Source organism: Anatilimnocola aggregata, assembly GCF_007747655.1.
GTDB classification, from domain to species: domain Bacteria; phylum Planctomycetota; class Planctomycetia; order Pirellulales; family Pirellulaceae; genus Anatilimnocola; species Anatilimnocola aggregata.
The window spans coordinates 7,412,706-7,435,485 of sequence record NZ_CP036274.1; the positions used below are offsets into that span (position 1 = coordinate 7,412,706).

At 55.8% G+C, this 22,780-nt stretch carries 21 protein-coding genes and 1 other RNA gene; 14 read left to right on the forward strand and 8 right to left on the reverse strand.

Going from position 1 to position 22,780, the window contains the following annotated elements; all coding sequences use genetic code 11:
- Positions 1–211: 211 nt before the first annotated feature.
- Positions 212–2,722, forward strand: a complete 2,511-nt coding sequence (locus ETAA8_RS28095) for a heparinase II/III domain-containing protein (RefSeq protein WP_202921321.1) — start codon at positions 212–214, stop codon at positions 2,720–2,722.
- Positions 2,723–3,224: 502 nt separating this feature from the next.
- On the opposite strand, the gene ssrA is transcribed toward ETAA8_RS28095, so the two are convergent.
- Positions 3,225–3,585, reverse strand: a transfer-messenger RNA (tmRNA) gene (gene ssrA / locus ETAA8_RS28100).
- A 267-nt stretch (positions 3,586–3,852) separates the two neighbouring features.
- Here ssrA and ETAA8_RS28105 point away from each other — a divergent pair.
- Positions 3,853–4,419 (forward strand): YqgE/AlgH family protein, encoded by a 567-nt coding sequence (locus ETAA8_RS28105; protein ID WP_145096672.1) that lies wholly within the window; start codon positions 3,853–3,855, stop codon positions 4,417–4,419.
- Positions 4,420–4,437: 18 nt separating this feature from the next.
- Here the strand turns inward: ETAA8_RS28105 and ETAA8_RS28110 are convergent, their stop codons facing one another.
- Positions 4,438–5,325 carry a LysR family transcriptional regulator gene (locus tag ETAA8_RS28110; RefSeq protein ID WP_145096675.1) on the reverse strand — a complete coding sequence of 296 codons (888 nt, stop codon included), beginning with the start codon at positions 5,323–5,325 and terminating at the stop codon, positions 4,438–4,440.
- Between the two features lie 146 nt (positions 5,326–5,471).
- Here ETAA8_RS28110 and ETAA8_RS28115 point away from each other — a divergent pair, with 146 nt between their 5' ends.
- From ETAA8_RS28115 to ETAA8_RS28140, 6 genes are all read left to right on the forward strand, one after another.
- The gene (locus tag ETAA8_RS28115; RefSeq protein WP_315851580.1) at positions 5,472–7,091 is read left to right on the forward strand and encodes a catalase; all 1,620 of its coding nucleotides are present in this window, start codon (positions 5,472–5,474) and stop codon (positions 7,089–7,091) included.
- 107 nt (positions 7,092–7,198) lie between these two features.
- Positions 7,199–7,825 carry an ankyrin repeat domain-containing protein gene (locus ETAA8_RS28120; RefSeq protein ID WP_145096678.1) on the forward strand — a complete coding sequence of 209 codons (627 nt, stop codon included), beginning with the start codon at positions 7,199–7,201 and terminating at the stop codon, positions 7,823–7,825.
- Positions 7,826–7,926: 101 nt separating this feature from the next.
- A complete protein-coding gene (locus ETAA8_RS28125; protein WP_145096681.1) occupies positions 7,927–8,658 on the forward strand; it encodes a 3-keto-disaccharide hydrolase in 732 nt (243 codons plus the stop codon).
- Between the two features lie 91 nt (positions 8,659–8,749).
- Positions 8,750–9,085, forward strand: coding sequence for a DUF3634 family protein (locus tag ETAA8_RS35010; RefSeq protein WP_202921322.1), 336 nt, complete (start codon positions 8,750–8,752; stop codon positions 9,083–9,085).
- 127 nt (positions 9,086–9,212) lie between these two features.
- Positions 9,213–9,674 (forward strand): hypothetical protein, encoded by a 462-nt coding sequence (locus tag ETAA8_RS28135; RefSeq protein ID WP_145096688.1) that lies wholly within the window; start codon positions 9,213–9,215, stop codon positions 9,672–9,674.
- A gap of 122 nt (positions 9,675–9,796) precedes the next feature.
- A complete protein-coding gene (locus tag ETAA8_RS28140) occupies positions 9,797–10,243 on the forward strand; it encodes a hypothetical protein (protein ID WP_145096691.1) in 447 nt (148 codons plus the stop codon).
- A 56-nt stretch (positions 10,244–10,299) separates the two neighbouring features.
- Here the strand turns inward: ETAA8_RS28140 and ETAA8_RS28145 are convergent, their stop codons facing one another.
- The 3 genes from ETAA8_RS28145 to ETAA8_RS28155 all read right to left on the reverse strand — a co-directional run bounded on the left by ETAA8_RS28145 (position 10,300) and on the right by ETAA8_RS28155 (position 12,142).
- Positions 10,300–11,367, reverse strand: coding sequence for a formylglycine-generating enzyme family protein (locus ETAA8_RS28145; RefSeq protein ID WP_145096694.1), 1,068 nt, complete (start codon positions 11,365–11,367; stop codon positions 10,300–10,302).
- Positions 11,368–11,515: 148 nt separating this feature from the next.
- On the reverse strand, positions 11,516–11,716 hold the full coding sequence (locus ETAA8_RS28150) for a carbon storage regulator (protein WP_145096697.1): 201 nt from the start codon (positions 11,714–11,716) through the stop codon (positions 11,516–11,518).
- A 102-nt stretch (positions 11,717–11,818) separates the two neighbouring features.
- On the reverse strand, positions 11,819–12,142 hold the full coding sequence (locus ETAA8_RS28155) for a hypothetical protein (protein WP_145096699.1): 324 nt from the start codon (positions 12,140–12,142) through the stop codon (positions 11,819–11,821).
- Positions 12,143–12,407: 265 nt separating this feature from the next.
- Here ETAA8_RS28155 and ETAA8_RS28160 point away from each other — a divergent pair, with 265 nt between their 5' ends.
- Positions 12,408–12,968, forward strand: coding sequence for a hypothetical protein (locus ETAA8_RS28160; protein WP_145096702.1), 561 nt, complete (start codon positions 12,408–12,410; stop codon positions 12,966–12,968).
- A 67-nt stretch (positions 12,969–13,035) separates the two neighbouring features.
- Entirely contained in the window at positions 13,036–14,241 is a 1,206-nt protein-coding gene (locus ETAA8_RS28165) for a TolB-like translocation protein (protein WP_145096705.1), read from the forward strand.
- A 98-nt stretch (positions 14,242–14,339) separates the two neighbouring features.
- Here ETAA8_RS28165 and amaB read toward each other — a convergent pair whose 3' ends face one another.
- Both amaB and ETAA8_RS28175 read right to left on the reverse strand, forming a co-directional pair.
- Positions 14,340–15,860 carry an L-piperidine-6-carboxylate dehydrogenase gene (gene amaB / locus ETAA8_RS28170; RefSeq protein WP_145096708.1) on the reverse strand — a complete coding sequence of 507 codons (1,521 nt, stop codon included), beginning with the start codon at positions 15,858–15,860 and terminating at the stop codon, positions 14,340–14,342.
- On the reverse strand, positions 15,860–17,257 hold the full coding sequence (locus ETAA8_RS28175) for an acetyl ornithine aminotransferase family protein (protein ID WP_145096711.1): 1,398 nt from the start codon (positions 17,255–17,257) through the stop codon (positions 15,860–15,862). The genes amaB and ETAA8_RS28175 overlap by 1 nt, the downstream gene beginning before the upstream one ends.
- A gap of 348 nt (positions 17,258–17,605) precedes the next feature.
- On the opposite strand from ETAA8_RS28175, the gene ETAA8_RS28180 reads away from it, so the two are divergent.
- Positions 17,606–17,827 carry a BON domain-containing protein gene (locus ETAA8_RS28180; RefSeq protein ID WP_145096714.1) on the forward strand — a complete coding sequence of 74 codons (222 nt, stop codon included), beginning with the start codon at positions 17,606–17,608 and terminating at the stop codon, positions 17,825–17,827.
- 91 nt (positions 17,828–17,918) lie between these two features.
- Here ETAA8_RS28180 and ETAA8_RS28185 read toward each other — a convergent pair whose 3' ends face one another.
- Positions 17,919–18,299, reverse strand: coding sequence for an STAS domain-containing protein (locus tag ETAA8_RS28185; RefSeq protein WP_145096718.1), 381 nt, complete (start codon positions 18,297–18,299; stop codon positions 17,919–17,921).
- Between the two features lie 269 nt (positions 18,300–18,568).
- Here ETAA8_RS28185 and tpx point away from each other — a divergent pair, with 269 nt between their 5' ends.
- The 3 genes from tpx (at position 18,569) to ETAA8_RS28200 (ending at position 22,568) form a co-directional block, all read left to right on the forward strand.
- Positions 18,569–19,087 carry a thiol peroxidase gene (gene tpx, locus ETAA8_RS28190; protein WP_145096721.1) on the forward strand — a complete coding sequence of 173 codons (519 nt, stop codon included), beginning with the start codon at positions 18,569–18,571 and terminating at the stop codon, positions 19,085–19,087.
- A 436-nt stretch (positions 19,088–19,523) separates the two neighbouring features.
- Positions 19,524–21,476 carry an SHD1 domain-containing protein gene (locus ETAA8_RS28195; RefSeq protein WP_261343583.1) on the forward strand — a complete coding sequence of 651 codons (1,953 nt, stop codon included), beginning with the start codon at positions 19,524–19,526 and terminating at the stop codon, positions 21,474–21,476.
- Positions 21,477–21,575: 99 nt separating this feature from the next.
- Positions 21,576–22,568 carry a rhomboid family intramembrane serine protease gene (locus ETAA8_RS28200; protein WP_145096727.1) on the forward strand — a complete coding sequence of 331 codons (993 nt, stop codon included), beginning with the start codon at positions 21,576–21,578 and terminating at the stop codon, positions 22,566–22,568.
- The last annotated feature ends 212 nt before the right edge of the window (positions 22,569–22,780 follow it).

Sequence of the window (22,780 nt, forward strand, 5' to 3'; positions counted from 1 at the left end):
CCTGGTAAACTGCAAAGCCTGTTCAAACTCACCGTCAGCAACGATGGATCACCTCGGAACTAGATTCCGGACAAGCCGTTGACCTATGACGATTGATTCGGCGACATATCCAATGTGTTTCAAAAGAGACGAGACTGTGAATACAAAAACTGCTCGCGCTGCTCATTTCGTCCCAGGTTTGTTAACTGGAAAGCTCGGGGCACGACTGGGCATGATGATTATCGTTTGGTTCGCGACCGGGATGGTACGAGCCGACACGCGGGTCTCTGAAGATTACAAGGCAAGGACCTGGCAAAAGCTGGCCGACGGCGGGCTGGAGTACCGTTTCAGCTTCAAGTTGCAAGGTGATAGCGAAAGCCATACTCGGGTGATTGCCCAAACCGGCCCGACGGAACATTTCAAGATCAACGTTTCCCCGCCCGCCGACGTTCCCGCAAATAAAGAGGTCGCGTTTGAGGTCATCGCCACGCTCGATGCAACCTCGGCCAAGAATCTGCCTCCCTTCACATTGGATCAATGTGAATTGACATTCTTCAGTCAGGAGAAGCGTTTGCGTGAACTGAAGCGCGGGACCTTCGTCTTGCGTCTGGCGACGCCGGCGGAACTCACGCCCCCCGGTGAAGAATTCGTCAAAACCATTAGGCACAAGGTAGCGACGGAGGAATGGGCGCAAAGAAAATTCAGGGCAATCACTAAAAGCATGGATGAGAAACTCAAAGAGTTGGGAAGTCCCATCCTACCGCCTGCCGAAGGTCAGTGGATCAAGGGCGACTTTCACGTCTGGCATAGCCCCAAGAAAGTGAAGCTCATCCAAGGGGAAAACGGCGTCGTTACATGCCAGGAATGCGAGAGGAGTTGGACGCCGGAACAGATCAAAATGGGGAGCGAACGCGTCGGCCTGTTTCGAGCCACGCTGGCGGAGTTGGGGATGGCCGCCATGGTCAGCGGCGACCAGCGATATGGCCAAGCGGCTCGCCAAATGCTGCTGGGAATGGCTGACGTTTATCCGAATCTGCCGCAGTGTAAGTATGGAACCCGTTTAATTTGGTTGGTCGGCGATGAAGCGCGGTTCTCCCTCGAAGGGCTCCTGTGTATCAGGCGTCTGCGGGCGGCCAACATGCTTTCGGATGAAGATCTGAAAACCATTGGTGCCGGATGGATCATTCCCAGCCTGGAGGAAGCCATGCAGCGGGGATCCGGCACTCCCAATCTGGCGATGGCTACCGCCTGCGCAGTCTCCATGGCGGGGCTAGCGTTGGATTGGCCTCCCTTCGTCGCGTGGTCCTTAAGGGACAGGAGGGGGATCATGAACATCGTCGAGAAGAGGATTGGAGATGACGGAGGATGGCTGGAAAACAGCCTTTCCTACCACATCACCACGGAGATCTTCTTCACGCCCATGCTGGCCGAATTAAAACTCTACGGGTTTGATTTGCTGCAAATCGACGAAGCGCTAGGTGAGCGGCTACGGCGGTTCTATCGCTTTCCCATTTTGGCCATGCGTCCCGATGAAAAATTGGTTTCCATCGCCGATGGCGGCCTAGGAAACCCGTATCCGGCCAGCAACATTGCCGCCTACTGGGTCACTCGCGATCCACACCTCATACCGTTCATTAAAGGCAAGGATCTGGAATTCGGCGTAACGGATCTGCCGCCGGCGCAGAAAGTCGAGATGAAGTCGCGAAATTATCCCGACTTTGGGATCACGATTCTCCACGACGGAGGGCCGCCGGGTGAGGAGAACTGGGCCCTCATTCGCCACGGCAAACAGCACGGCGGCCATTGCCACTACGATATGCTCGGCATGGTCAGCTATGCGGGCGGGCAACCTCTGCACGACGACTGCGGATCGAGCTATAGGAACCCGCTGCATTACAGTTGGGCCAGAAACACGATCAGTCACAACACCATCACCGTCGACAAAGCTTGCCAGCAGAAAAGCGAGGGGAAGGTCGAATATCTCAGCACACCGGCGAAAGGGCCGCAGGTGGTGGTCATATCTGACGAAAGCGCGTATCCCGGAGTTCGCCTAGAACGGGCGCTGATATTCGTTGAGGGAATCCAGTTGTTGGTCGACCGGGCGACTTCCGACACCGAACACACCTATGACTGGACTTTTGCCTGCTACGGCGATGTTCGCGGAACGAGCGCCGAGTCCAAGGCCATCCCGCCGCTTGAGGGCACAGCCCTTTCGGAGTCCGTCTATCAGAACAGCGATGTCAGTCCGACGCCGCCGGGCGTCGGCTACGATGTTCCCCGCAATCTGAAGGAAATGAACGTCAGCGGTGATTGGTGGATCGATTGGGGCAACATTCAAGCCCCCTACAAGAGCATTCTCAAAAGTCCCCCGTTGTCGATGAAATGGCTCTGCCACAGTTCGAATCCCGTCCGGGTCGTTTGGGGCGACGCTCCAGGCGTCGGACTCGTTCCCGATCGGCAACGGTGGGTAATGGCCCGGCAGGTAGGCAACGAGGCGCTGTGGGTGACGGCGCTGATTCCCGAAAGCCGACCGGCGAAGGTGGAAGGCATGAAAGTCGTGCCGGCCACCGTGGGAAGAGGCATCGCTATTCAACTGAAGTCCGCCTCATCCGAGACCTGGGTGGGCGTGAACTGGCAAGCGGGGAAACCTCTCACTGCGGGCCCTGTCAGCACTGTTGACAAGGTGGTCGTTCAACCGAGTCACTCTAGAAAGACAATTTCTGGTTCACCCGGTTCCCCATAATTGCTGCCGAAATCCAAGCCTTAAAACTAAGAACCCTGGCCCGAAGTTAACTCGCATCGAGTCGGCTCCGGGCTTTTTCTTTCCTAGGGCTTCGACGGGGGCGTCATATTCCCCGAAGAATATCGCAAGCGGGCCCAAGGGCCGGGCCGGTGGGCGAATGCGAACCTGCGGACGACGCTGGAAAAGATCATTGGTCGCGCTGGACTCAAGAGTTCGACACGCTTGTGGCATTCCATGAGGGCAAGCGATCAGACAGATTTGGCTGGCGAGTATCCCTTGCACGTTGTTGCAAAGTGGCTTGGCAACACTCAAGCGGTGGCGATGCGACACTATGTCGATGTGACGGATGCTGACTTTGAACGGGCAATAGTAGGCGATGAAAAAGTGACGCAGTACACTGCCGTTTCGGGTGGCACCGAGTCGCATGGAGCTACCTCCGCGCACGAAAAAACCCTTGGTTTATTGGGAAATGCGGTAAATGCCGCAATTCAACAAACCAAGGGTATGGAGGCGGCGGGAATTGAACCCGCGTCCCGCGATCTTTCCACGGCAGCTTCTACGTGCGTAGCAATCAATTTAAGTCTCGTCGATCACGTCGTCTGTTTGCACACTACGTTCTCGACCAGCCAGAAACTTTTTGAACCGCGTGCGTTTCCGACATGACACGCGGCGAACCGGAATTGGCAACGGATTTTTGGATCTCTCCGGTGAAGACCCGCAATCCGTGCAGACTATTTAACTAGGCTGCAAGGCTGAGATTGCTCTCGGCTAGTAAAGTGTGATCTGCTTTTAACGTGGCCAACAGATCAACCACGGCACGCCACTGACGCTTCTAGCGACCCGGTCGAATCCAGTTCGCCCCCAGTGCTGCGAGTGGTAATTCCTCGCAACGTTCATTCTAGCGACATTCGGCGGGAAGAGAAGGTTCGCTTGAGTGCGGAGTTCAGATTGTGGAATGGGTAATGGAAAGGCAGGAATTGGGAGTTAGGAAATGAACTGAGCGTCGCCGTACGTTTTCTCCTTCACTCCCTCTCTGGCTCTGCCCTGTCTCACCTCGTTGCGCCAGCGGCTAAACTAGTGAACTGACTCCAGAGCACCGCACACGCCTCATTGGCTGCAAGGTTTCACCGATGCAATCGTTGCAAGGCAAGTTACTCGTTGCTTCGCCTCACTTGGGAGATGGCAACTTCTTCCGCTCTGTCGTACTAATGGTGAAACACGACGATGAAGGGGCGTTTGGGTTGATCTTGAATCGCCCTCTGAATAACTCGCTGGCGGAAGTTTGGGAGTCGATTGCCAAGGAGTATGGCATCGACGGGACCGTCGCCTCCGATCGACCCATTCACTACGGCGGGCCTGTGCAGGGCCCACTCGTCGTTGTCCATACGCAAAAAAAGCAGTCGGAAGCGCAGATCATCAATGGCGTCTACTTTGCAGCTCGCGAAGATCACTTGCGCGAAGTAATCACACACTCCAAGAAGCCGTTTCGCGTTTTTAATGGCTACGCGGGCTGGGGTTCCGGTCAATTGGAAGGGGAGCTTGAAGCCGGGGGCTGGCTTGTGACTGAAGCGGGCAAAGAGTTGATTTTCTACGAGGCCGACGACCTGTGGGAACGAGTCGTGCAAGGCATTGCCGAGCAGATTATGGCACCAGCGATGAAGACAAAGCATGTGCCGCCCGATGCCTCGCTGAATTAGTCGTTCATTGGTAAGACGTCACTTTCTCATCGTATATCGGAACGACTTTACGAAGTCGCGAAACAGCTTCACCAGCCGGCTCTCGAAGCGGTAGGGATTGGAAACGAGCGCTACGGTACGCGTTGGCTGAGTGCCGGCCAGGTGGCGGTAGATGCGGCGAGGACTATCGTCGAGATTGCAGGCCATGGCTGGGACGAGCGAAACTCCATGACCTAGTGAGACCAATTCCTGAACCGTGGCGAGTTGGCTGGTCCGTTCGACTGAGACTGGCTGAAGCGACCGCTGGCGACAGAACGAGACGATGTCGTTCGACAGGCAGTGCGTTTCGTCCAACAGCACGAACGAATAAGGCTGCAAGTCATCGAGTACGATCTGCTTCTTCTTGCTCAGCGGATGATCGACGGGAAGTACCAGTCGCAATTCCTCTTCAAACAATGTTTCGACATGCAGGTACTGCTTGGGAACCGGTAGCGCGAGAATTGCCAGATCAATCTCGCCATGCAGTACTCGCTGCAGCAGTTTCTCGGTTACTTCCTCGTAGACTATCACATTCGACTGTGGACACTTAGTGGCGAACCCGCGCAAGAGGGGTGGCAACAGGTAGGGAGCGATGGTGGGAATCGTCCCCAGCCTGATTCGCCCGGTTCGACCATCATCGGTGATCTCGGCAACCGTATCGTCGACAAGCGTCAAAATCTGCTCAGCCCGTGCGAGGAGCAATTTGCCGGAGTCGGTAAGTTCCACTGTCCGCGCATGTCGTTCGAACACGGGCTGGCCCAGTTCCGCCTCGAGCTTGGCAATCGACCTGCTCAGCGCCGGTTGGGTGATCAACAAATCCTCTGCTGCGCGGGTAAAATTTCCACGTTCGGCCAGCTTGAGGAAGTAGCGGAGTTGAGTGATTTCCATGTTTCCCATCCCATCTATGCTTTTTGTGCATAGTAACTAGGATTGCAATGAATTGGAATCATTGCTTGCCCTAAGGCAATAATGCTTCACGAAGCTGGAGCCGCGCGCTGCTGGCAAGCCTTTCCCTAAACCAGAAGGAATTTGACATGACTCTCACCAAATATTTGACCGCAATGGCGGTGGCTGTTGCCATGGCCACGAATACGCTTCCGGCAATAAGTGCGGCGGAACCCGGCCGCGTTTTGACGGAAGATGGCGGGCAGCCCGTGGGAGACAACCAGAACTCGCGCACGGCTGGTCCCCGCGGCAGCGTGCTGCTCGATAATTTTCACCTGATTCAGAAGCTATCGCGATTCGATCGCGAACGTATCCCCGAACGAGTTGTGCATGCCCGCGGCGTTGGTGCGCATGGCGAATTCGTCAGCTATGGCGACTATTCGCAGCACACCAGGGCAAAACTTTTCGGAGCCAAGGGAAAGAGGACGCCAGTCTTCGTCCGATTCTCGACGGTGATTCATCCCGGCGGTTCGCCCGAATCGCTGCGCGACCCGCGCGGCTTCGCCGTGAAGTTCTACACCGAAGACGGCAACTGGGACTTGGTCGGCAACAACCTGCCGGTGTTCTTCATTCGCGATGCGATGAAGTTTCCCGATATGGTTCACTCGCTGAAGCCTTCGCCGGTGACGAACCAACAGGATCCGAACCGCTTCTTCGATTTCTTTAGCCATGTGCCCGAGAGCACACAGATGTTGACGTTTGTCTACTCAGACCAGGGAACGCCAGCCAATCTGCGGCAAATGGACGGCTTTGGCGTGCATGCCTTTAAGTGGGTGAACGCCGATGGCCAAGTGACCTATGTGAAGTTCAACTGGCGATCAATGCAGGGACACAAGCGGCACACTGCCAAGGAAGCCGCCGAAGCGACAGCCATGAATCACAGCAATCACACCGAGGATCTTTATCAGGCGATTGGCAAGGGTGAGTATCCCTCGTGGGAACTGGGCGTGCAGATGCTGAAGCCCGAACAACTCGATGGTTTTGATTTCGACCCGCTCGACGCGACGAAGGTCTGGATCGATGTGCCGGAATTGAAGGTCGGCAAGATGACGCTCAACCGCACGCCAGGTAACTTTTTCGAAGCAACCGAACAGGCAGCGTTTTCGCCGGGAATGATTGTGCCGGGGATCGAGCCCTCGGAAGATCGTTTGTTGCAAGGGCGATTGTTTTCGTATGCCGATACGCAGCGCTATCGCATCGGGGTGAACTACTTGATGTTGCCTATCAATCGCCCCGTCGTTGATGTAGTGAATAACAGCCAACATGGGGCGATGAACTTCGGCGAAACTAAGTCGGACGTGAATTACGAACCAAGCGTGTCGGTGAACGTGCACGCAGACCCGGCGGCCAAGTACTCTCAAGCTAACCTTGTCGGCAGCGTCGAGCAGCAGCGAATTGCGAAAACGCTGAACTTTCAACAAGCGGGCGAACTCTATCGCAGCTTCTCGAAGTCGGAACAAGCGAACCTGATTTCGAATCTTGCGGGCGATATGAAAAAGGTCCGTGACAAGCAGGTTCGTCAGCGGATGGTGGGCTTCTTCTATCAGGCAGACGCCGACTACGGCTCTCGCCTGGCAGAAGCGCTCGGTGACGATCTGGGCGAAGTCAAAGCACTCGTCAGCGCCACGAAAGACGTAGAACCAACCATGTGGAAGCGGGCACTCAATGCTGCTACTCCTGCCGCGCGGGCAACTGGCGGCGGCAAGTAACAATGTTTGCTGGAGGTTCAAAGTTCGAAGGTTGTCCTTCGAACTTTGATGCCCGTTTGTAGTTTGAATATCGCCTTTTGAAATCTCTTCCGTTTGAGGAATTGGTCATGCGTCGTACTCTCCTTCGCGCAGCAATCGCCGTTATCACAATCGTGGTGATCGCGTCAGCTGTTGGGGGTGGCTACTACTATTCGCTGCCTACTCCTCATTCGCCACAATTGGCAGATCAACAAGGCGTCGTGCTCGATGAGGCGACGCAGGCCAAGCTCACCGAGATCGTGTTTCAAGCTGCTCGCGACGATGACGCCGTGACAATTGCCGAGTACCTGAAAGAGGGCTTCACGCCCAACGTTCGTAGTCCACGGGGCGACACGCTTTTGACCGTCGCTGCCTATCACGATAGCCGGCAAGTGATGGAGCAACTGCTTACGCAACCGACGATCGAGCTTGAAGGGCGCAACCGCATGGGACTGACCGCGGTTGCAGCGGCGGCGTTTAAGGGACACGACGAAGCACTGCGCCTGTTGCTCGGGCACGGCGCGCAGGTCGATTCGCCCAACAGCACCAATCAAACGGCCATCATGTTCGCCGCGCTCGCCGGCCGTTCTTCGACGGTTCAATTGCTCAAAGAGGCCGGTGCCAATACTGCCCGCCAGGACGAACTCGGCAACTCGGCCGCTTCGCTGGCCAGTTCGCAAGGGGCCGACGAAGTGCTCGAAGTGCTGGCGAAGTAGTTTCGCCGACGATAGTGCGAGTCTCGACCGTGCCCAAGGCGAAGCGTATCATCGGAGCTTGTTTGGCTCCCGTGAACACCTCCCGCCGAAGGATGCTGCCGATGTTGCTCGCCTCATGGATTCGAATGCTTGCTGCCGCTCTGCTGATTGCCAGCAGTTCAATTGGTGGAGTAATGGCCCAGGATGCTTTACCCAAGGCGACCATCGATGGCACGAGTGGTCCGGGCTGGGTTGCACTCGGCGAAGCGGATTTCAAAAACGTCAACTGTGCGGATGATACTTGGTCGTGGAAAGACGGGGTCGCTCACTGCACCGGCAAGCCGGTCGGCGTGATTCGCACCGAGAAACAGTACAAGAATTTTGAACTCGTCGTGCAATGGCAGCACCTGAAGAGTGCCGGTAACAGCGGCGTGTTCGTATGGGCGATTCCCGAATCGCTCGAAGGGCTGAAGCCGAACTCCCTGCCGCAGGGAGTTGAGGTGCAAGTGCTCGATCATGGCTATACCGAGAACTACGAAAAAGCGACCGGCAAGAAGGCCGATTGGTTCAGCACCAACGGCGACGTGTTTCCCGTCGGCAAAGTGAAAATGAAGCCGTTCCCGCCGACATCGCCCAATGGTCAGCGGAGCTTTCCGACGAAGAATCTAAGCAAGGGAATCAACGAGTGGAACCACTATTATATTCGCGCGATCAACGGTGAAGTCCGCCTCTGGGTCAATGGCGAAGAGGTCTCCGGCGGCACCGACATCACTCCGAGCAGTGGTTTTCTTTGTCTCGAATCGGAAGGTTCGCCGGTCGAGTTCAAGGGAATCAAGATTCGGGAACTCCCTTGATCCGCGGTTAATTCCCGTAGCGTGGGCTGAAGCCCACGCTACTCGGAACGCGCTACTCCGACCACACTATCTTTCGACGCGAGTCGTTCCCTTGGACCCACTCATCATCGGAGTGCTGATCGTCACCCTTGTCGTTGGCTGGTTGCTATACAAGAGCAAGCCGGCGGCCCAATTTGTCGTGGAGATACAAGCAGGCGTGGCGCGGGCGAAAGACGGCAAGGTGACCGAGGCATTCTTGAACGAACTGACCGAGCAATGCAGGGAAGCAGGGATTCGAACGGGTGAGGTTCGTGGCCTGCCGCGGGGGCCAAGGATCGGGCTCTGGTTCTCGCCGGAGTTTCCCGCTGAGGTTTGTCAGCGACTGCGAAACTGGTGGGGGATGAACGGCTGGCTGGTTGTGCCGCGTAGTTCGCAACGAAGAAAGTAGCACCGGGAGGGAGGTCGCTAGCACCCGCGACAACCTGACGTTGTCCCCTCAGATGCACATTGCTAAAGTGCGGCGAGCGGGCATTGCCCGATCGATTGCCGTCAGAATTTTCAGGATTCGATTTCTCATGATGTTTGCGTACGTTCGTCGTTTCGTCGTGCTGACTGGTCTTGGCTGCCTGACGCTATTGACCACTGGCTGTAGTCCGGCACAGCAAGTGGTGGGAACGTGGAATATCGATCCCAGTAAGCCGATTCCCGCGGAGTTCTTTGATGCCAATCCGCTGGTGGCCTCCCTCATGTCTGTCGGCAGCCCGGAAGTTCGAGTGACGATGAACGGCGACGGAGCGTTCAGCTCGATTGCCGGCATTGGCCCCATCAAGCAAGAGAGAACGGGGTCGTGGCGTTTCGTAAAAACCGAAGGGAAAACGTTACTTTTAATGGTCAAAGAATCAGGAAAAGACGAAGAAACAGAATTAAGATTCACACCGCTCGATGCCGAACATGCCGATCTTCGCATGGAGTTGGATATCAACGGTAAAAAAATCAAGCCCGCGTTTTCGTTTGTCAAAGCGAAACCCGGAAGTTAGGTCGATAATCTTAGTGGAGCTTCGCGCAGCAGGCAGCGATCGGTTAAACGCTCGATAGCTGACAGCTCGCCAGCATCCGCTGAGCTACAGCTCATCACCCTGGTCGATCAAGGAGGATCACCATGCTACGGTTCGTTCAATCCACAGTTCTCGGTTCTTTTCTCGCCGCCCTGGCGGTTGCTTCCGTTGGCTGTGGCTCTGGCAGCCCACCACCGGCACAGCGTCTGCCTGGTGCCTGGCACGGCAAGATGGTCGTCGACAAGGAGTCGGTCGGCTCATCGCTCACGCCGCTGCAAATTGCCGATCTCGAAAGAATGGAGATGGGCATTGAGTTCACCAAGGAAGGCGCGATGGTCCTTTCGGGCGTGAACAACAATCAGCCCTACAAGAGCGAAGGAAAGTGGCAGTTCATCTCGCAAGAAGGTGATCAGCTGACGATCAAGTCGCTGGAAAGCGACGGCACGCAGAAGGACGTCATCATCCTGTTCGATGGGACCGACAAGTTCCACATGCCACTGAAGACCGAAGTGGCTAACATCGGTGCGATGACGTTTGAACGGCTGCGATAGGAGAAGGGGTGAGGGACGAGAGGCGAGGGAGAATCGCTCGCCTTCTTACCTCTGACTCACTCGGGTTTCTTCACGCGATCGATTTGCGGCGGTTCTGATTTATCCCACTTGGCAGCCCGTTCGGCTGCAGTGGGTTCGGTCAGCGGACGCACGACGCGAAAGCCTACACCGAGAGCATCGGTCAGATACCAGATGCTCTGCGGCAGTTGTGGATCTTGTTGTTTCCAATCGGCGTGCGAAGCCACCCGAGACGCAGATCGAAGAGCCACTGCATCGCTATCCCACGAGCCGCCGCGGACCACGCGGTTGTATTCAGTGAGCGGAATAGCCAGCGGGTTCACGGCGATCTTACCCATCAGCTTGCCATAAAAATCGGTCGAGTGCTGATCGAGCACCCACTCGGCAACATTGCCGTGCATATCGTGCAAGCCCCACGGATTGGGCTTCTTCAGGCCGATTTTCTGATACTTCTCTTCGCTATTGTCGGTGTACCAAGCGTAGTCGCCAAGATCTGCCGGATCGTCGCCAAATGAATAGGCCGTGGTTGTTCCCGCGCGGCACGCATATTCCCACTCCGCCTCGGTGGGCAAGCGATAGTAACGTCCGGTTTTCACACTCAGCCATTGGCAAAACACGCGGGCTGAATGCTGAGTCATGCAAATGGCGGGATAGCCGCGTTTGCCCATGCCGAAGCTCATATCGGTGTACGGTTTGGTCGGCTGTGTAAGTTGATACTTATCGGCCGCTTTGTCCCGCGCGTTGGGAGCTGTCCCCAGTGCCTCGCGGCGAAAGATATCGAGGTCCGAGGCCCAAACGTCGTAAACGTCCCATGAGATCTCGAATTTGGCCATCCAGAAGGGATCGACTTGCACCTCGTGCTGCGGACCTTCGTCGGGCTTTCGCCCCTTTTCGGTCGGCGGGCTCCCCATCAAGAACTTGCCACCTTTGATCGGCAGCATTTGAAACTTCCCCTCCGCATGTTCGAGCACTTCGGTGTAGGGTTTCATCTCCGCTTCGGTCTTTGCCGTTGAATCGGGCACATCAAACGGCGGAGGCAGTGCCTCTTGGGCGATGGCAACTAGCGGAAGCAGTCCAAGAACGAACAACGAACATATACGTCGCATCGGTGCCGGCACTCTCAATGGAAGAAGAAACACTCGCCAAGTTGATGGTCCAGCGCGGCGGGCAACGTTGTTGCGACCTGTCGCGCCGGACCAGCTTCTCATTAGAACATGGAAGCAGGCGAGATTTCGAGGGTGCGGCTTCGGGAAATTAGCTGAGGCCAATCGCCATGTCTTCGAACGACAGGTCGGCCACGGCCGCATGCGGTTCGAGTTCTTCGCGGAGGACGACAATATTTGCGGGTGCATCGATGCCCAGTCGGACCTTGTCGCCCGAGACCCGGACCACAGTCACGACAATCGAATCGCCCAGACGAATTCTCTCGGCCTCTTTACGCGATAGTACAAGCATGGAACATACCTCCGTGTATGAAATGGTTTTTGTTATTGTGATTCAGAAAGCTGAGCACTGAACATTAGTCAGCACTGGTTGAAAATCTGTGTCGATCTGCGATTACGCACCAGCGCCAACGGCGGACAGTTCCGCTTCTGGCATGGCAAACTTCGGGGCGCGAAGCAAACTAGTCTTATGAATCCGTTCGCCTTGAGAGTTGTAAAACAGGATCGTGTTACGATCCGTTTCCCAGATGGCCGTGAGCTTCACGCTACGGGGGCCATGCAGGCAAAAGAACAGACCGCAGGGCCGCTTGCCGCGGATCAGAATCCGTTCCGAAATCTCAAAGGCACCGGGTTCTAAGTGATTTTGTTCGCACAGGGTCTGTTGGACGTAACTTCGCAGGCCGCTCAAATCTTCAATGGGGAGAACGCTGGCCACCATGTTGGCTCCGCAAGGATGTGGGGCAGAGGGAAGGTTATCACTGGGGAATTTGGATAACCTGGCGGGGTGTTGATAGAGTTACTATCGGCAAGCTGCGCGGACTGCGTTAAGAAACGAGACTCTGCGGACTGGTAAATGTGTGCTTGCGACGCAAGACGAAACGAATACGCGCAGGCCGGCCACAGGCGCATCAGCATGTTGAACACGTTGCAAAATCGCGGAATAATCGAACCTTGAATCTCCGCCAAACCTGGTGAGCCCCATCATGAAGCTTTTGAGCATTTTTCTGCCAGTGGCTGCTCTGTTTCTGCAGGCGACAACTGGCCACGCTCAAACACTGTTCGATCAGACCCTCAACACTTGCTTGCATCCCAAGAGCGAATGGGAGCGCTGGTCGAGCACAAAAGCCGGAGACTTCGTCGAGTTCAGCGATGAGACTAGGTTGTGCTTACGATTCGAAGCGGTGAACGTTGGCGATCACGAATTGTCCGTTCAAACGAAGACATATCATCATCATCCAAATCACCTCGGCCATATACCTGGGCCAAGCTTGAACGTGATTAAGCACGTCTTTAAGCTCGCAGAGCGCAAATCCGTCAAGCCGACGAAGGTGACCGACGACACACTGAAACTGGGCAATCGCGAATTCTCGACAAAGCTCGAAGAGTTCATCTACCAAAAGCGAACCGTAAAGAAGTTTTGGTTCAGCGAAGCAGCGCCCTTCGACGGTATTCTCCAGCACCAGCAATATGTGCTCGGCAAGGTCGGCCAGACTTACGTTGCCACCCGTTTCAAAAAAGGTGACACGACGTTTGGCAAAGAGTAGTCTTGTGCATGCTTGTCGGGCAGCGAGTGCCGTTTCGAAACCTATCGTAAAAAGTTAAGGCGGACCCATGCGCAGTGTAGTCCTTGTCGCACTTGTAGCGTTTCTACGGCTTCACTCTGCCAGTTTTGCGGTTGCTGCGGAACCGGCATCGCCCAACTCACTCGCAACTTGGGAACAGAAGGATAATGTTAAAGTCTCGCTCGTCTCTGACAACGAACGCCATTCGCTGCATACTTACTTCAACACCTCGCCCGAAAGTCCCGACGGTAAGTGGGTGCTGTTCTTTGCCTCGACAGCTGCGCACGGACATGCGGGGGAGATTCGCATTCGCGAGCGCCAGTCGGGTGAAGAAATTGTGTTGGCGACGGACATCGCCACCGAAGATGCTCACCGCGCGGCCTGTCAGCAATGGGCCTGCGGCGGCAAACAGGTCGTCTTTCACAACGTACTGCCCGATGGTCAATGGGCAGTGATGGCTGTCGATGTGCCAACGAGCGATGGAAAAGTCGGCAAACCGCGCGTCGTCACCCTCGGTCGGCAACTGGGGTTTGGTCAGCCCGGTCACGCGGTGTTCCCCATCTATGGTCCCCATTGGAACCCCGGCGATCATCGCGACCTGGAATTGGTGAACATCGAATCGGGAGACGTAATCAAAACCGGCATGACGGCAACCGGTGTGCGCGAGCAGTTTCCCGAATTCATTGAGAAGAAATTCGGCGACAAGCCGATTTCGATCTTCTTTCCCATTCTCAGTCCCGATAGGAACCGCGTCTTCTGCAAAATCGCTTCGCCCGCCGGTGGCGATTTCCGCAGCAAGGCGGCCAGCTTTCGTTTTGGTCAGGTCGCCTATGACCTGAAGGAACAAAAATTCCTTAGTTTGACCGAACAATGGGGCCATCCCTCGTGGCATCCAAACTCGCGCGACATTCTCGACTGCGGCCGTGTAATCGACTGCACGACCGGCAAATGGCAGAAGATACCCGATTATGCGAAGTATCGCGGCGACCACCCCACCTACAATCCAGCTGCGACACTATTTACTACCGACACAATTTCCGAGGGCTTCGGCGGACCAGCTGGATACTGGGACGTAGTTGTCGGCGACGTCATCACCGGAAAAACCGCGCTCGTGCATCGCTTCGATCATTCGAAGGGCGCACGCTCCTGGCGAGTTAGCCATCCGCATCCCGCCTTCAGCGCCGATGGGAAGCGACTGTACTTCAACGTGAGCGATGGACCATGGACGCGGGTGCATGTGGCGGAAGTAAAGTAAATATTTCTTCTGAGCCGGAAGCGTCAGCGCCCGGAGGGTATTTGGAACTTATATGCGGTGTACTCTCCGAACGCTGACGCTTCCGGCTCAGATAGGACTCACACACCCACATCAAACTTAACACCCTGCGCTAGCGGCAAAGTCTTGCCGAAGTTGAGCGTGCAAGTTTGGCGACGCATGTAGGTCTTCCAGGCATCGCTGCCCGCTTCGCGACCGCCGCCAGTTTCTTTTTCGCCGCCGAAGGCTCCGCCAATTTCGGCGCCACTGGGGCCGAGATTGACGTTCGCAATGCCGCAGTCGCTGCCCCAGGGCGATAAGAACTGTTCCGCTTCGCGAAAACGATCCGTGAAAATAGCGCTGGAAAGACCTTGGGGCACACCATTATGCAGGGCGATGGCCTCCTCGAGTTCGCGGTAGGTGAGCACATACAGAATCGGGGCGAAGGTCTCGTGCTTGATGATCTCCATCGCAGGCTTCGCGCGCACGATGGTCGGCTGCACGTAGTAACCGGCTCGGTCGATCTGCTTACCGCCACAAAGAACTTCGCCCCCTTGCTGTTTGATTGTGGTAATCGCTGTGGTGTATTGCTTAACCGCTGACTCACTGATGAGCGGCCCAAGTAGCGTACCCTCTTCCCAGGGCAACCCAACGGTAATATTTTGATAAGCCTTGGTCAGGCGAGTTACAAGCTGCTCGGCATGAGACTCGTGAACGATCAGCCGCCGCAATGTCGTGCAGCGCTGACCAGCAGTGCCGACGGCAGCAAAGAGAATCGCTCGCAGAGCCAAATCGAGATCAGCCGATTCAGTAACGATGCAGCCGTTGTTGCCGCCGAGTTCCAACAAGCTTCGTCCGAGTCTTTCCGCGACTGTCTTCGCCACACTCTTGCCCATAGCAGTGCTGCCGGTCGCACTGACCAGAGGCAGCCGCCCATCCGCAGCCATCTGCTCGCCAACATCACGATCCGCAGCACATAAGTTGAGTACGCCGGCCAATCCGCGCGGTTCGAGAATGTCGTTCACCAGTTGCTGCACGGCAATCGCAGTGAGAGGCGTAAGCTGCGAAGGCTTCCAGATGACCGGATCTCCACAGACCAGCGCGAGCGCGGCATTCCAAGCCCACACAGCGACGGGAAAATTAAAGGCTGTGATGACACCAACAGGCCCGAGCGGATGCCATTGCTCGAACAGTCGATGCTCGGGGCGTTCGCTGGCGATGGTCAGGCCGTAGAGTTGTCGCGACAGCCCGACGGCGAAGTCGCACATGTCAATCATCTCTTGAACTTCGCCCAGACCCTCGCTGCGGATTTTGCCTGCTTCGAGCGTGACGAGCATGCCGAGGTCATCTTTGTGTTTGCGCAATTGCTCGCCGATCAGCCGAACAATCTCGCCTCGTTGGGGAGGTGGCATTTTTCGCCAGGCTGCAAACGCAGCCAGCGAATTGCCGGCCACAACGTCGTAATCGTTCTCGCCGCCCAGAAGCACCCGCGCAAGCACTTCACCCGTCGCCGGGTTGAGCGATTCAATCGTCTCACCACTCGGACGATCGAGCCAACGACCGCCATAGACACCCGAATTGATATCACGCAGTCGCAGGCGGCCAAGCAAGGATTGCCACATCACCAGGTCCTGGAAGCTGAAGGAGAGTTCGTATGGGCCGCCAGCTCAGCTGGACTGCTGAGCACGGAATCGATGATCTGCACGGCAGTATCAACTTCGTCACGCGTGACGACCAGCGGCGGACAGAAGCGCAGGGTACTCGTGCCGCAGCCCAACATCAGTAGGCCGCGGTGAAAGCAGGCTTGAACCACGGCATCGCGAATCGATGCCGCCGGTTCCTTCGTTTCGCGATCCTTCACCAACTCGGCCCCGACCATTAAGCCCAGACCGCGCACGTCACCAATGATTGCATGTCGGCTCATCAGTTCGCGCAGTCGCTGTTGAAGGTAGTTACCCACTTCGGTCGCGTTAACCATCAACGACTCTTCCAGCAGCTCAATAGTTGTGAGAGCGGCCACACAGGAAATGGGATTGCCGCCAAACGTACTGGCATGCGAACCGGGGCCCCAGTCCATCAGATCGGCCCGAGCGATAATAGCACCCAGAGGCAAACCCGAAGCAATTCCTTTCGCCAGGCAGATGATATCGGGCACCACGCCCCAATGCTCGATGGCGAACATCTTGCCAGTGCGTCCCATACCCGATTGCACTTCGTCGACGATATACAGAATGCCGTGTTTCTCAGCGAGGGCCTTGAGTTCACGATGAAATTCTGGGGGCGGCACAACGTAGCCACCTTCACCTTGAATGGGCTCGACGATGATACCGGCCACTTCGGTTGGCGGCACAGTGCGACGGAAGAGATCCTCCAATTGATTGAGTGTGTTCAAGCAACAAGATGTTGCTTTTTGATGGCACTCGCCGCGCTGTGGGCAGCGATAGCAATTGGCATAGTCGATATGCGTAACTTGCGGGATCAGCGGAGCAAAGCCGCGGCGCTGAATCATTTTGCTGCCGGTGAGTGACAACGCTCCCATCGTGCGACCATGAAAGGCACCGAAGAAGGCGATCATGTGCTGCCGACCCGTATGAAAGCGGGCCAGCTTGAACGCCGCTTCGACACTTTCGGCACCACTGTTGGTAAAGAAGACTCGCTTGTCGCCCGAGCCGGGCGCAAGTTCGGCGAGCTTCTGCGCCAGGTTGCCTTGGGGTGCATAATAGAAGTCTGTCCCCGACATGTGGATCAGCTTCCTGGTCTGCGTTTCAATCGCAGCCACGACGCGGGGATGGCAATGTCCGGTGGAACAAACGGCAATCCCGGAAGTGAAATCGAGAAAACGATTCCCATCGACATCCTCAATCGTCGAGCCTTCGCCCCGTTCAACCGCCAACGGATAAGCGCGAGTGTACGACGGGGACGTGTACCGCTCGTCGTTGGCAATCAGCTGCTTTCCCTTGGGGCCGGGTAACTCAGTAAGAATCCATGGCGTTGGCAAGGTGCTTTTGGGAATGTTCATGGCAATGTTCCCTCGTTGCAAATCCCGGTGAATGGCCCGCAAAGGGCAAGGCTGGCGGTCTCTGCCAGCAGTCTTTCACTGAATCGTACGCGGTTGAAAGGTTGGGGCAAGCGATTGCGCGCCGAATGGGCGATTTACGGCTGTTTGCCCCGGCGAACCGGGTCTTGGCAGCCGGTTGTTCCCCTACCATCACTGCAAGCGGCGAGTCTTCACACAAATCCCAACAGAACTGCATGAGATATTTTCAGCCGAGCGGCAAAGTTTACCGATATAGAAAGAGTTCGCGCGCTGCGAAGCGTCACTTTGACGCTATCAGCCTGTCGATACGATGGGAGCTAATTCGTACTTATGCCGCTTTTCGATGCTACTCTGGCTGAACGTGTAGGTTCCGCCATCCAGACCAATCCCTATCTGAGTGGCAGGACGCTGCGGTTTGAAGCCCATGAAGGGCGAATCACCTTGAACGGGGTCGTCGCCTCGTACTTCCAAAAGCAGATGGCTCAGGAAGTTCTCAAGCGTGTTGAAGGAGTCGAGCAGATCGAGAATCAGCTCGAAGTCTCCTGGTGCTAACCAGAGAGTTCAGCGGTCACAGGATAGACGTCAGAGATCGCAGTTCCGATCTCTGACTCCTCACCTTCGACTTCTACCTTTCTCGATATTCCTAACGAGGCTGCTTCGGTCGATGCCCCATCACGGCATCGCCGCGTGTGGCATACTGTGGAAAGCGCTCATCCAGCCGGACCATGTGCAGCACTTGCTGATTGCTGTCATTCATTCCAGCTAGTCGCATCAACCCTTCGTGGGCGACCACGCGTTTGTGAAGCATCACCAACTGGCTAATGAGCCAGCTGCGCAACAACGTCACCTGGTCCATCTCCAGCACGACGCGATGATTGAACTGTTGCTGCATGCGATCCCAAATCGCTTCGGCCAGTTCTACCTCGGCGATCTCTCCGCCCGCTGGCGGCACCACCTTGATAAATAGCCAATCGGGCCCGCGATCCATCTCCAAATTCCAGCCTGGCGCAAGATCAACCAGCATGGCGATGCTCCCATGCAAAGGGTTCAGAACGAACCCGCCTAAGAATTACCCTAACCCCTAACGGTTCATCTTAGGGGGTGCCTTTCGGAACGCAATTCTTTTTGCCCGCTTCCCAGCGAGTTTGTCATGAAGTCGTCAGCCGTCATGCGCGGCCGCTAGCAAACGGCGTTCATCCCCTCTACGACAATTGCTCGCGGCGTTAGAATGGGCACTCCGATCGCCATGCTAATCAGGCAATCTCCACATCCCATTCTATAGAGGAAAACACCATGTCCCGAGCCGCTGCTGTTACATTCAAGGGCACCCCGATGACACTCGCCGGCGAGGCAGTGAAAGTCGGTCAAGCAGCCCCCGACTTCACCATCCACTACTTCGAAGGTGGCCTGAAGGCCATCACGCTGGCCGACCTCAAGGGCAAGGCCACGATCCTGAGCGTGATCCCGTCGCTCGATACCGGCGTCTGCAAGATCCAAACGAAGAAGTTCAACGAAGAACTATCGGCCCTGGCCGGCAACGTGAACGCCGTCGCCGTCAGCTTGGATCTTCCCTTTGCGATGAACCGCTTTTGTGGTGCCGAAGAGATCAAGAACCTGCGCGTCGGCAGCGACTATCAGAATCGCAACTTCGGCGAGGCCTATGGTGTGCTGATCGAAGAGTTGAAGCTGCTCGCCCGCAGCGTGTTCGTCATCGACAAGGATGGCAAGGTTGCCTATGCCGAAGTCGTGCCCGAAGTAACCAGCGAACCCAACTACGCCGCGGCGGTCGAAGCTTTGAAGAAGGCTCAGTAGAACCGAGCACTTATTACTAATGGTATAGCCGTTTGTATGAATGACCCTGCTCAAAGCAGGGTCATTTTTTTTGCAACCAAGCTTTTGCAGACCAATTACGGATTGGCTAAAATCGCTCCGAATGTCGCTGGCGATTCGAACTTATGTGAAGTGAATTCTTATGCGTAACTGCTTCAAATCGGCTGCAGTCATTAATCTTTTTTGGCTTTGCACTTTGCAATGCTTGAGCTTCGCGCAGGTTCCTAACCAGGCGGCCCCAGCGATTCCGCCGTCGGGAACGGAAGTAGAGTATCTCGATCTGCGTGGAGCCCTGAAACGGGGTAAGTTTGTCGACGTAGCGCCGAATGGAGCGGTACGAATTCGAATTGAAGATGGCTCGACTCGGTTAATGCCACCAAATCGCGTGCGCGTGGTCGGTGGAACCGTTCCTCCTCCCATGAACGCCCCTGCGGCGCAACCGGCAGCACCCGCGCCGGGTGTCGACGCGAAGTCAAGAACCTGGGCAGATGCGAGCGGCATGTTCAAGATCGAAGCGGAGTTTATCAGCCTGAAGGACGACACGGTCGAACTTAAAAGGCCAGATGGAAAGGTGATCACGTTAACTCTCGACAAACTGTCCGTCGCCGATCAGGCCATTGCCAAGTCACTTGGGGAAGCCACGAAGATTTCAGGAGATCAACCGGTTGCTAGTACTCCGTTTAAAGCAAGTCAAGGTATTCAAAGTGACTCGGGAGTTGTAAACGTCACTGTTCAAGAAAACGAGACCAAAGTCAGCTTTCAGGGAGCAACACAGGTTTCGCTCACACCTCCTCCAACATGGAACGTCACACCAGATCCAGCAACCACCGCACCTTCGCAGCTGAAGCTGCGGAAGATATCAATCCCAGCACGACTTCAGGCTTCCAATCAACCTGGACATGTACAGGCAATGCTTAGCGACCCGCGGCGAAATTGGATGTGGCTGGGAATTGCGCCAGATTCAAACTCCTTTAAGACCTATCGGTTCGAACGCGTAGATTTGGAAAGCGGCAAAGTGTTGCCCGCCGTCGAGCTTTCCATTGCCTCAATACCACTCGCCATCGATCCGACGGGAAAGTTCATGGCGAGCCTCCGCTGTACACGTTACTACTCGCACTACCGGGACCAGATAGATCTTTGGCAAATTGACGGCGAATCGGTCAACTATTCTCAGTCCTTCCGCCCCTATCCGCCGAGCGAAGTTGCTGTTTTTTCGACAGATACCATCAAGAAGGCAGAGTTCATCGATGCCGAAAATTTGATTACGGTGAGCACGAAAGGACGTCTAGTTGTCTGGTCTCTCCCTTCGCTGACGGCGAAGTACCAGGTTAACTTAGGCCGCGATTTCTCGACGTTCGCCCTAAGCCCTGGACGTAGGCAACTTGCCATTTCAACATCGACCGGACAGTACGTGCTCGAGGCACTAACGGGTAAGGTGCTCGGTAAGTTCGCCGCAAAAACCAATGAAGTGCGTTTTTCGCATGTCAGAGTGTTGCACTTTAAAGATGATGGTTCCCAGCTTGCTGGCTACGACTCCTACACAGGAGGCGGATTGACGGATCTGCGAGTTTGGGACGTCAAGAGTGGCGGTGAACTGGTGCATCTAACAGGCCACGTGAATGCGGGGCCAACCGAAGGAGACAACTCTGCCATCTGGCTGAGTTCGGGCCACCTGCTGGTGGGAAGCCACTGGGCCGTCGACCTCGAGCGAAGAGTTTCGACAGCGGTTTTTCGCGGCTCCTGGTTTGCATCTACCAGCGTTGGCGAAGCATCGTGGTATTTGTTTGCCGACGAGAGAAGCAGCACTTTCCAGCTCGTGAACTGTTCGCCAATCACCGACCAACTTGTTCAGCGCGCCCGGGCGGTGCCTGTCGATCAACTTCTGGCCATCAAGCCGGGTGATAAAGTAGCTCTGTCACTTGAGTTTCCCACCGACCACCCAACCGATGAAATTCGCGCGGCGTTTACCGCGAGAATCGAAGCCAATGGCTGGAAAGTTGGAAGTCCCAATGATCCTTGTCGGGTATTGATTCATTGCATCAAGCGACTTGCGGGGTCTAGGGAAGTGACCTATCGAAGTGCCGGCCAGGTAAGTCGTGGCAACCTAGAATTGAGCGACACTCGTGTCGAAATTTACTCACTTCCAGACAGGAGACTTCTGTGGTGTTCATACGTTAACTACGTCGAACGATACAAAACCTACGAGCTCGCGCCGGGTGCAACGTTAGCTGAATATGGGCGGAACTTTCCTGGGCCGGCCGATTTTCAGAACTTTGAACTTCCCAGCCGCATTCTTGACTACCAACGAATCAATCCGGGCATTTTTGATGGCACAATTAGTTTGCAGCGTGGAGTCACGTTCTCGAAATAGCCACTGGCTACTATGCACCGGGCATTGTGAAACTCGTCATCGGCTGCGACGATTTAGCGATTGATTCCTGTTCGCTCGGCCACTCGAAAACTCCATTCCATGCGCCAACTGACTACTTTCAAGGATGAGGCCACTGCCCAGCGGTTCGCGGCGTGGCTGGTGACGCAGAAGATCGAATCGCATGCCGAGAAGGAAGGGGAGCAGTGGGCCGTCTGGGTGCGTGAGGAAGATCAACTTGCCAAGGCTAAAACTGAACTCGCCGCGTATCAAGCTGAGCCCAATAGTGCCCGCTATCAGGGGGCCGAACGTCAGGCAGCAGCGCTCAGGCTCGAAGAACAGAAGAAGCGCGACCAGGCGCAGAAAAATCTGATCGAGATGAGCGGCAAGTGGGGCAAAGGAATGGCCCAAACCCGCTCCAGCCCCATCACGCTCGCGATGATCGCCGCTTGCGTGCTGGTCGCCGTCCTGACCAGCCTGGGCGAATCGCGCGACCCGCGCATCCTGGGCACATTACAGTTTTCTGGCGGCCGGTTAGCTGCCGTCCAAGATGCCGACGGTGAATTGCGTATGCCTGTAGTGCCGGTTTGGCAAAGCGTGAAGTCGGGCGAAGTCTGGCGACTCGTCACGCCGATTTTCATTCACTTCGGCATTATGCATCTGGTTTTCAACCTGATGTGGCTGTACGACCTGGGGGGCCAGGCCGAATCGATTATGAAGAGCGGACGTTTCATCCTGTTCGTGCTGATCGTCGCTGTGATCTCCAATATAACTGAGGTCTTCACTGGTTCGTTTTTGAACCGACCTTTTTTCCCAGCCGCCGGCAATTTCGGCGGTATGTCGGGTGTGAACTACGGGCTATTCGGCTTCATTTACATCCGGTCGGCGGTCCTGCACCGAGGCAACTACATGCTCCGCCCGGGCACTGCCTTGATGATGTTCCTCTGGCTCTTTTTCTGCATTGGTCGCGACTTTATGTCCGCTGACTTCGCTGGCGGCATGTCATACGTCGCGAATGGCGCGCACGTTGGCGGCCTGCTCATTGGCATGGCACTCGCCTATGTGCCGAAGCTCTTCGATCCGCCCGGCCAGTAAGCCGCGAACTGAACGCCGACTTGTCGACACATAATTGACAATTACCTTACAACTAATTAAAATATTGCTCGGTTATTTGACATCTTGGTTGCGGAGTTGCGCGCACAAATCGCGGCCATTTGTGCTGAGTTAAGTCATTGTCGCGATTGAAAACGGGGGGGGTAGTTCAAGGCGGTTACTCGCGGGCTTAGTTGGAATTTTTCAACAAACAG

Bases quoted from the DNA above. Each gene is read 5' to 3' on its own strand.
- ETAA8_RS28150 (WP_145096697.1), bottom strand. From the start codon at position 11,716: ATGCTTGTACTATCGCGTAAAGAGGCCGAGAGAATTCGTCTGGGCGAT.
- ETAA8_RS28110 (WP_145096675.1), bottom strand. From the start codon at position 5,325: ATGGAAATCACTCAACTCCGCTACTTCCTCAAGCTGGCCGAACGTGGA.
- ETAA8_RS28135 (WP_145096688.1), top strand. From the start codon at position 9,213: ATGATGTTTGCGTACGTTCGTCGTTTCGTCGTGCTGACTGGTCTTGGC.
- ETAA8_RS28115 (WP_315851580.1), top strand. From the start codon at position 5,472: ATGACTCTCACCAAATATTTGACCGCAATGGCGGTGGCTGTTGCCATG.
- ETAA8_RS28195 (WP_261343583.1), top strand. From the start codon at position 19,524: ATGAACGCCCCTGCGGCGCAACCGGCAGCACCCGCGCCGGGTGTCGAC.
- ETAA8_RS28120 (WP_145096678.1), top strand. From the start codon at position 7,199: ATGCGTCGTACTCTCCTTCGCGCAGCAATCGCCGTTATCACAATCGTG.
- ETAA8_RS28155 (WP_145096699.1), bottom strand. From the start codon at position 12,142: ATGGTGGCCAGCGTTCTCCCCATTGAAGATTTGAGCGGCCTGCGAAGT.
- amaB (WP_145096708.1), bottom strand. From the start codon at position 15,860: ATGTGGCAATCCTTGCTTGGCCGCCTGCGACTGCGTGATATCAATTCG.
- tpx (WP_145096721.1), top strand. From the start codon at position 18,569: ATGTCCCGAGCCGCTGCTGTTACATTCAAGGGCACCCCGATGACACTC.
- ETAA8_RS28105 (WP_145096672.1), top strand. From the start codon at position 3,853: ATGCAATCGTTGCAAGGCAAGTTACTCGTTGCTTCGCCTCACTTGGGA.
- ETAA8_RS28180 (WP_145096714.1), top strand. From the start codon at position 17,606: ATGCCGCTTTTCGATGCTACTCTGGCTGAACGTGTAGGTTCCGCCATC.
- ETAA8_RS28200 (WP_145096727.1), top strand. From the start codon at position 21,576: ATGCGCCAACTGACTACTTTCAAGGATGAGGCCACTGCCCAGCGGTTC.
- ETAA8_RS28160 (WP_145096702.1), top strand. From the start codon at position 12,408: ATGAAGCTTTTGAGCATTTTTCTGCCAGTGGCTGCTCTGTTTCTGCAG.
- ETAA8_RS28095 (WP_202921321.1), top strand. From the start codon at position 212: ATGATGATTATCGTTTGGTTCGCGACCGGGATGGTACGAGCCGACACG.
- ETAA8_RS28165 (WP_145096705.1), top strand. From the start codon at position 13,036: ATGCGCAGTGTAGTCCTTGTCGCACTTGTAGCGTTTCTACGGCTTCAC.
- ETAA8_RS28185 (WP_145096718.1), bottom strand. From the start codon at position 18,299: ATGCTGGTTGATCTTGCGCCAGGCTGGAATTTGGAGATGGATCGCGGG.
- ETAA8_RS28125 (WP_145096681.1), top strand. From the start codon at position 7,927: ATGTTGCTCGCCTCATGGATTCGAATGCTTGCTGCCGCTCTGCTGATT.
- ETAA8_RS28175 (WP_145096711.1), bottom strand. From the start codon at position 17,257: ATGAACATTCCCAAAAGCACCTTGCCAACGCCATGGATTCTTACTGAG.
- ETAA8_RS28145 (WP_145096694.1), bottom strand. From the start codon at position 11,367: ATGCGACGTATATGTTCGTTGTTCGTTCTTGGACTGCTTCCGCTAGTT.
- ETAA8_RS28140 (WP_145096691.1), top strand. From the start codon at position 9,797: ATGCTACGGTTCGTTCAATCCACAGTTCTCGGTTCTTTTCTCGCCGCC.